General features: G+C 61.4%; 1 protein-coding gene. It reads left to right on the forward strand.

Annotation, left to right across the window (positions count from 1 at the left end):
• Nucleotides 1-310: 310 nt before the first annotated feature.
• A partial coding sequence (locus tag V8352_RS21910) for a hypothetical protein (protein ID WP_442971090.1) occupies nt 311-599 on the forward strand: 289 nt, incomplete at its 3' end.

The following is a 599-nucleotide window of genomic DNA, read 5'->3' on the forward strand; positions in this document are numbered from 1 at the left end:
CCGGTCGGCTCAAGCACCTGCCCGCGTCACCCTACGACACAACATCTGGTGTGGTCGTGAACTGACCGGAGACCCGCACACCCACACAAACCGCGAAGAAGCCAAAAAATGTCACGCACCGGGGCTCCGCGCACCCCTCGGAAGCCCCGCAGGGGGGGAGGACCCGAGCGGTCATCGGTACCCTCTCCACCCGGTAACAGTAACAGTGGGAAACGGCGGTAACGCTGGCCAGACGATAACGACGGGAACGCCTGGAATGGGGCAACGCGGCCCCCCGCCAGATGGCCATGGGTCCACGCCCGGCCGCAAGATGGGCCTGCCCTCCGTTGTCGCACTGCGCTACCAGCGCCAGCGAACCAGCCATACCCAAAGTGAAAGAACTCAGACCTCGGACTTGTTGGAATGTTCCGGTAGTCTTCGCGTGAAATTCAAGGCAGCAGTCCGTGGGTCCACATCTTGGGATGAGCTCCAGGAGACGCTCCGATCGGAAGGCTTTGAGCTCAAGCCTAAAGGTGGTGGTCTCATCGTGCAGTCCCTGTCGGACAAAGGCGAAGCGCATAAAGCTTCCCAACTCGGTTGCGCTTACTCGCGCCTGATAA

It is taken from the genome of Roseovarius sp. D0-M9 (genome assembly GCF_037083805.1).
Lineage (GTDB): Bacteria > Pseudomonadota > Alphaproteobacteria > Rhodobacterales > Rhodobacteraceae > Roseovarius.